Here is a 6,138-nt window from a genome sequence, read left to right on the forward strand (position 1 = left end):
CATCTGGTCGCGCGGCAGGGCGGCCGCTGGCCCGCCCTCAGCACGTGGGGGCTGATCGGCCTGACGGGGAGTATACTGGTGCTGAACGAGATGGAGCAGCGCGCCATCCTGCCCGTGCCTCTGAGCCTGCACCTGATCAGCCTTGTAACCGTCGCTCTGGCCGGCACGCTGGCGTTTCAACAGCGGACGCAGGTGCTGGTTGCCGTGGCGCGTCTCCTGCCACAGCGGAATGAAAAAGCCTCCCGCTCTCAGGAGACTGTCATATCAACCAGGCAATAGAAAGGACACCATAGCGCAGTCACATCAAACACTCACTCTCGACCAATCCTTTGCAGGGCTGGCAGAGCATTCTCCGAATATTCGCTAAAAGAACATCAAACGGAGAGCCCAGCCATTCATGCTCACTATTATTCAGGAGTATTTAAATCGTTTTTTGACACCGGTTTCCTTTTACGTCCTTTTTTAGACATTTGTTTGTGGATATGAGAAATAACAGGAACTGGGTCCATCTTGAGCAAATGGCAATACTCAATGAACTCAAATAAGCTCAGAGTGCGCTGTTGCCTTTCGATTTTGGCTATGACGCTTTGCGGTTTCTCCCACAGGCGCGCGACGTCATATTGACTGTAGCCAAGCTCCTCCCTCCGCTCGACTAACGACCGAATGGCCTTCGTGTAGTGAGGGTTTTTGGGCGACGCACGTTCTGACACTACTGATCGAACCTCATGAAATGTTAACCTGCTACCTCAGAAGCAGAGCGTGTTTCCGAGTGATAGCATACAAGGGAATAGCAAGACAATGTTTCGATCCCGTCGGACCACGCCTTGAGTCGCGGTCGCGCACAGGCTATCCCTTACTCTACCTAAAGGAGTCAATAAGAGAAAGCCAGCGGGATCAGATATCGCCGTGCCTCTTCGTCTGATGTCGCAGATCGCGACCCGGCACCACGGTGAACGCTCCCCGCCAGTCACATTCCTGCACGCATACAATCGCCCTCCGACAGGACCAAGCTCTTTCCGCAACTTGATCGACGTAGCTCCAAACCCCCGACGACGACAGTCGTTGATGCGATTTTAGAATTGCCGTGTTCTTTTGTGGGCGTTAGCATACGAGTTGATTTTGAAATCGCCTCCCATCGCGCGCAGACCTAGAAGGCTACAGTCGTTATGAATTTTGGTATGTACGGCGATGTTCGCAGCCTCAGTGATCTAAGTGATACGGCGTCAACCTCGCGCATGCTCAATCTGGGTCACGTCTATCGCTAGCACGGCGAGACGCCCGACTATTCGCAAAAGCCGTTTTTCAGCAACCGGCAGATGAACCTCGCCCCGATCCTCAAACACACCCTGCGCGCCAATGAGCAGGACCTGTTCACCAAGCCGCGTCGCACCACGACCAAGATCATCCTGCCTTTCGATCCGGATGATCTGAAACTGGGCGGGCAGTCGGTGCTGATCGGACAGATCGGCTACGAGGCCTTTCTCCGCAATATTTATAACACTAGAGCGTTATGATTTCAGGTTGAAGCATATCCTGGCATAGACCGCCGCCTTGTTGTGAAAAGCGATCTCAGCTAACGGCGCCGGCATGGTAAAAACTACGTGGAAATAAGGCACAGGAAGCAGTTCTGCCTGACGATCGGCCAGCCAGTCGGCGCGCGCCAAGCCCTGACACTTCGGGCAGTGGCGGTTGCGGCAACTGTTAAAGGCGTAACGCACCACGCCGCAGTCAGTGCAGGCTTCTGCATGGCCGCCGAGTGCGGACGTCCGACAGGTCTCAATGGCAGACATGATACGGCGCTCGACACGGCCAATATGACCGTGGCGCCGTCGCCGATAGCCTTCGCCATGGCGGCGAAAAATATCGGCAACTTCCAAGGTAGGACGCATGGCGTCCTACTCAGTCGGGCGGAATAATCTGTGTCGTTAAGCTGTCAAATGGACTGCTGGTCCCGGCGATGACCGCCTTGGAGACCTGCGCGTAAAGCGCTGTTGTGACGGGACTGCTATGGCCGAGCAGAACCTGGATAATGCGCAGGTCCGTGCCGGCTTCGAGGAGGTGGGTAGGCACGAACGTCTTCAATACCAAGCTTATCGGGTGAGCGCCCGAAGTAGCGGCTGAACCTAGAAACATGGTGGATATAAGACCGCTGAGTCTCCGCAGAGAGGTTGCGTATCTTCAAATCATCCATCATGCGTTGGCGTAGAGGGCTGATCTCGGCCATCTGGGGTTCTCCTGTCTGAAAGGTTGGCTCGACACCAAATCCTCTCAGCCAGGGGCACCTCACGCTAGCCCAACGCCTCAATACCGCGACAGCGGTTTAGTTCAATCAGATCCTCTCTGATTTGGGAATCCCGATTCAGCTAAATTTCATACCGATCTAAGGCCGTCGCGGCCCTGCCTGATGTTGAGGTGCTGCGGGCGCTTGACGAACTGCCGTCGCTTGATCCGTTTCTGGTTCGTGAGCATCTGGGGCGGCAGGGCTATCGTCCGGCCCCCTGCTATCTCTATATAACCCAGGCCGACATTACCCGCATGATCGGCTTCACCAATAGCGAAATCGAAAGTCTGGTGCGCGAGGCCTTCGGCACCACCATGCAACAGGCGACGCTGAAACTGGCCGGGAAGATTCTGGCGAACGAGCTCGATAGTGAACTCGATCCGCTGCGCATGACTCTGCGCCTTTCGACAGCTGAATTTTCCGACGGCATCTTCTCGTGGCGCGGCTTCCTCTATTTCAAATGGCGCTATACCGAGCTTCAGGGGGAACTGAACAAGGTGCTGAACGGGCTGGCCACCTATCAGCCCATGCTTACAGAAGGGCGCGAGGGAGCCACACAGGAGACCGCTCCCCCGCGCTTGCCCTCGAAACAGCGACCTGTTCCTGGGGGTAATTCCAATATGGACTTATTTTATAAAAATTTGATTTATATAAATGAGCCCTTGGGGTTCTCGGATATGCACTAATTGAGTGCTGTCGGCACCTCTTGGAATGGGTCTGCACGACGTCTCCACCATGGTAAGGCAGGCTGCACCACTCCCGGGCACGCGGACGACCCCCGGTGGCCGTCTTAAAATCCCGCACTTGTGGCCGGGTCAAGATCCCGCACCCAAGTTGGCAGTCGATTGATAGCTAAACTGAGTTTGTGTTTATTTCCAAGCGCGAAGTTGAGGGTGGGTAAGGGCGAGCTGAGCGCGCTATTCAAAGGCGCTGTTCCTCGTCACTGATTTTCGCTTTGGAAGCCATGGAGTCATCCGCTAAGTGTTGCCGATGACAACCAGCGCGCTCTTGCCATCTTTGACAGCCGCAACAGACAATCGCCTATCAAAAGTCACCAGTTTTCCACCGCGCACACGCGCCAATGCCAACAGGTAGGTGTCTGTCACCTGAGCCGATGTGGTGATTTTGCTTGTGTCGACGTAAGTCGAGTCTACCAGACTGATATCATCGGTCCAAAACACATGGCTTGGCATTTGCCTCAATGACCGCACGATACCTGCAACGGCCGCTGGCGATCCCGGTGAGTTCGGATATTTCGGGTTTCCGACGATCCTTATGACGCCATTTTCGGTCAAAGGACAGGTGGCCCAAGTCGCCTGTCCGATTGTACCAAACCAGGCGTGGGCGGCATGGTGTGCGACGTGCGCCGGATCGATCAAAGCGATCAAGACATTTACGTCCAACAGGTAGGTCACGGCTGTTCGTCTCGAAGCTGGTTCACCAGATCCATCGTGACGACGGCGCCCGGCTTTTGCACCGTCAAAAGCGGAAAACCATTCCGCTCCGCGTTTTCCGGTGCCTTATAAAGCGCATTTCGGGCCCATTCCGAGATAACCTCGCCGATCGTGCGTTTTTGCAGATCGGCCGCCGCTTTCGCAGCCTGGAGGACGTCATCATCTATCGTTAAGGTCGTTCTCATGTCATCACCAGTCATCAAACATCACGCATCATATCGTCAATTAGGAAAAATTCAAGGTAGCGTTCTCAAAAGACAATCTAAAAGGAGCCGCGCCGCTTTTACCGGCGCTCTCCGATCCGCAGGACACGAATACCCTTGCCGCGTGCCTTGTCTGCGAGGTTTTCCTGAATATACGATCGTGAAGGACTATGTCCGCGACCATGAACGGCGCCACCGGGAGATGTTCGCACCTCTGGCGCATCCGCCGGGGCATGCGCAGGCGGATTTTGGTGAAGCTGTGGTGATCATCGGCGGCGTTGAACAGAAGGCTTGTTTCTTTGCCTATGATCTGCAGCACAGTGACGCCTGTTATGTGCGGGCCTATCCGGCGGCCACAGCCGAGGCGTGGGTCGACGGCCACGTCCAACCACGTGTGCAGTTACCCTGCCTGAGGTGTTTGCTACCCTGCGCCGCCTGATGGAGGCGCGCATGCGCATCCATTGCCATCCAGAACGTGCAACATCGCGTCGTGCATCCCCTTAAGCAATACGGGCGCTTTTCTTCCATCATGCATGAGGGTTGGGCGAGTAGCTGCGTGAATCTATACAGAAGCGTTTTAAAGGACCCAATTTGTCCGCAATTCAGTCAATCGGTTCTGTGTATTGAACCTAGGAATCCGTATTCGGTGTGGAGGCTCAAAATGAAAAATGAAAAGCGTGGAGATCACGCATCTGAAGTTTCAGATAAGATACAGGATAAGTTTTCTGCGTTTAGTCGGGTTGCTATTTTATACAGAACCAACGAAGAAGAAAATGGCTGTAAACGTTTAAATACGTTTTTAGAAAAAGAACTTGGTGACAATAACTGGTGCGTAATTGGAAAATCTACAGAATCTAGACGCGGCGCGTTAGAACATGTAACCTACGATTTTTTATGCCTTTCTGCATTAGTATTGACCTTAAAGTGGGCGGACATACGAGACGGATGTCTGCGTGTTGTAGATCATCGGATCATTCATGAAGGTGAAATGGTCTGCATGCCTGAAGATATACAGAGATGGATTTCTTTAAAATCGGATCAATCATCTTCATATGTTTGCGGGCATGTTTAAATAAGTAAAAAATTTGATCAAGATTGCATAAACATCGTACTTTTCATTTAATTTGGATAAATACATATTTATAAATATATAGAGTAAATTTATAAATATTTATATTATTTATGATGGTGTGAAGGCATCAAATTTGATGTCATGTCAATATATTAGTGCGTAATCACTCATCTTCGGGATCCGGAAATGTTAGACTGGTTGATGTTAGATCTGTATGGTTAAGAAAAAACTATCTTTTTTTTACGCTTTTCGAGATTGCACTTATAGGCACTTTATTATTTTCATCTCACGGAAATGAACTTCCTCAGCGCCGCAAGACGTATAAAGTGGAATTTGGTACCGTTAAGTCCTGCATTCTAACAGACGGCTCTGTTGAACCGTTAACGCATCTTAAGGCCGGGACTCAGGTATCGGGGCGTTTGAAGAAGATTGCCGTACGCGTTGGTCAAACGGTAAAGAAAGGTGATTTAATCGCTGAAATCGACCCCCGGCCTCTCAATAAAAACATGGTGGTCAACACAAATTTATATCTCGAAAGACTTGAATCAGAAAGAATGCAGCTACTAACGAACCTAGCAAGCAAAAAAGGAACGTGGATTAGGCAATCCTATTTGAATAGCGTACCCGATCGGCTATTTCCACATTGATATTGCTGAGGTCCAGACTGCTGAAGGCAAGCTCTATCTCTTTGTGGCCATCGACCGAACCTCAAAGTTCGCCTACGTCGAGTTGCATCAAAAGGCGGGCAAGATGGCGGCGGCACAGTTCCTGCGCAACCTGATCGCAAGCCTCCCCTATGCCATCCATACCGTACTGACCGATAACGGCATCCAGTTCACCAATCATGAGCGCCATGTCTATGCCGCAGACCACATCTTCGACCGTGTCTGCTGTGAGAATAGCATCGAGCACCGCCTGACCAAGATTAAACACCCGTGGACGAATGGCCAGGTCGAACGCATGAACCGCACCATCAAGGAGGCCACCGTCAAACGCTATCATTATGACAGCCACGATCAGTTCAAGACCCACCTGACTGACTTCATCAACGCCTATAATTTCGGCAAGCGCCTCAAGACACTCAAAGGCCTCACACCTTATGAATACATCTGCAAAAGATGGACAATC

Annotated in this window: 10 protein-coding genes and 3 pseudogenes; 7 read left to right on the top strand and 6 right to left on the bottom strand. The window is 51.9% G+C overall.

Going from position 1 to position 6,138, the window contains the following annotated elements; all coding sequences use genetic code 11:
• The coding region (locus Q0072_RS17185; protein ID WP_298332751.1) for a hypothetical protein at positions 1-279 on the top strand (279 nt) is incomplete at its 5' end.
• A gap of 128 nt (positions 280-407) precedes the next feature.
• Here the strand turns inward: Q0072_RS17185 and Q0072_RS21970 are convergent.
• Positions 408-710, bottom strand: coding sequence for a helix-turn-helix transcriptional regulator (locus Q0072_RS21970; RefSeq protein ID WP_366941842.1), 303 nt, complete (start codon positions 708-710; stop codon positions 408-410).
• A gap of 606 nt (positions 711-1,316) precedes the next feature.
• Here Q0072_RS21970 and Q0072_RS17190 point away from each other — a divergent pair.
• Positions 1,317-1,514 carry a hypothetical protein gene (locus Q0072_RS17190; protein ID WP_298332754.1) on the top strand — a complete coding sequence of 66 codons (198 nt, stop codon included), beginning with the start codon at positions 1,317-1,319 and terminating at the stop codon, positions 1,512-1,514.
• A 69-nt stretch (positions 1,515-1,583) separates the two neighbouring features.
• Here the strand turns inward: Q0072_RS17190 and Q0072_RS17195 are convergent.
• The 3 genes and pseudogenes from Q0072_RS17195 to Q0072_RS21975 form a co-directional block, all read right to left on the bottom strand.
• Positions 1,584-1,889: pseudogene (locus Q0072_RS17195) on the bottom strand (transposase zinc-binding domain-containing protein); the annotation flags it as partial.
• A 10-nt stretch (positions 1,890-1,899) separates the two neighbouring features.
• Complete coding sequence (locus Q0072_RS17200) at positions 1,900-2,070, bottom strand: tyrosine-type recombinase/integrase (protein WP_298332755.1); 171 nt, start codon at positions 2,068-2,070, stop codon at positions 1,900-1,902.
• The gene (locus Q0072_RS21975) at positions 2,006-2,224 is read right to left on the bottom strand and encodes a phage integrase N-terminal SAM-like domain-containing protein (protein ID WP_366941843.1); all 219 of its coding nucleotides are present in this window, start codon (positions 2,222-2,224) and stop codon (positions 2,006-2,008) included. The genes Q0072_RS17200 and Q0072_RS21975 overlap by 65 nt, the downstream gene beginning before the upstream one ends.
• Before the next feature lie 188 nt (positions 2,225-2,412).
• On the opposite strand from Q0072_RS21975, the gene Q0072_RS17205 reads away from it, so the two are divergent.
• Positions 2,413-2,967, top strand: coding sequence for a hypothetical protein (locus Q0072_RS17205; RefSeq protein WP_298332757.1), 555 nt, complete (start codon positions 2,413-2,415; stop codon positions 2,965-2,967).
• Between the two features lie 291 nt (positions 2,968-3,258).
• On the opposite strand, the gene Q0072_RS17210 is transcribed toward Q0072_RS17205, so the two are convergent.
• Both Q0072_RS17210 and Q0072_RS17215 read right to left on the bottom strand, forming a co-directional pair.
• The gene (locus tag Q0072_RS17210; protein ID WP_298332759.1) at positions 3,259-3,696 is read right to left on the bottom strand and encodes a TA system VapC family ribonuclease toxin; all 438 of its coding nucleotides are present in this window, start codon (positions 3,694-3,696) and stop codon (positions 3,259-3,261) included.
• The gene (locus Q0072_RS17215) at positions 3,693-3,935 is read right to left on the bottom strand and encodes a CopG family transcriptional regulator (RefSeq protein ID WP_298332761.1); all 243 of its coding nucleotides are present in this window, start codon (positions 3,933-3,935) and stop codon (positions 3,693-3,695) included. Before Q0072_RS17215 ends, Q0072_RS17210 begins: the two co-directional genes overlap by 4 nt.
• Before the next feature lie 154 nt (positions 3,936-4,089).
• Here Q0072_RS17215 and Q0072_RS17220 point away from each other — a divergent pair.
• The 4 genes and pseudogenes from Q0072_RS17220 to Q0072_RS17235 all read left to right on the top strand — a co-directional run.
• Positions 4,090-4,323: pseudogene (locus tag Q0072_RS17220) on the top strand (IS21 family transposase); the annotation flags it as partial.
• Positions 4,324-4,599: 276 nt separating this feature from the next.
• Complete coding sequence (locus tag Q0072_RS17225; protein ID WP_298332763.1) at positions 4,600-5,010, top strand: hypothetical protein; 411 nt, start codon at positions 4,600-4,602, stop codon at positions 5,008-5,010.
• 326 nt (positions 5,011-5,336) lie between these two features.
• Positions 5,337-5,657: an efflux RND transporter periplasmic adaptor subunit gene (locus tag Q0072_RS17230; protein WP_298332765.1), complete on the top strand. Its 321-nt coding sequence runs from the start codon at positions 5,337-5,339 to the stop codon at positions 5,655-5,657.
• Positions 5,629-6,138: pseudogene (locus tag Q0072_RS17235) on the top strand (DDE-type integrase/transposase/recombinase); the annotation flags it as partial. The gene Q0072_RS17230 and the pseudogene Q0072_RS17235, both read left to right, overlap by 29 nt.

Origin of the sequence: Asticcacaulis sp., assembly GCF_027484505.1 — a bacterium.
GTDB lineage: Bacteria > Pseudomonadota > Alphaproteobacteria > Caulobacterales > Caulobacteraceae > Asticcacaulis.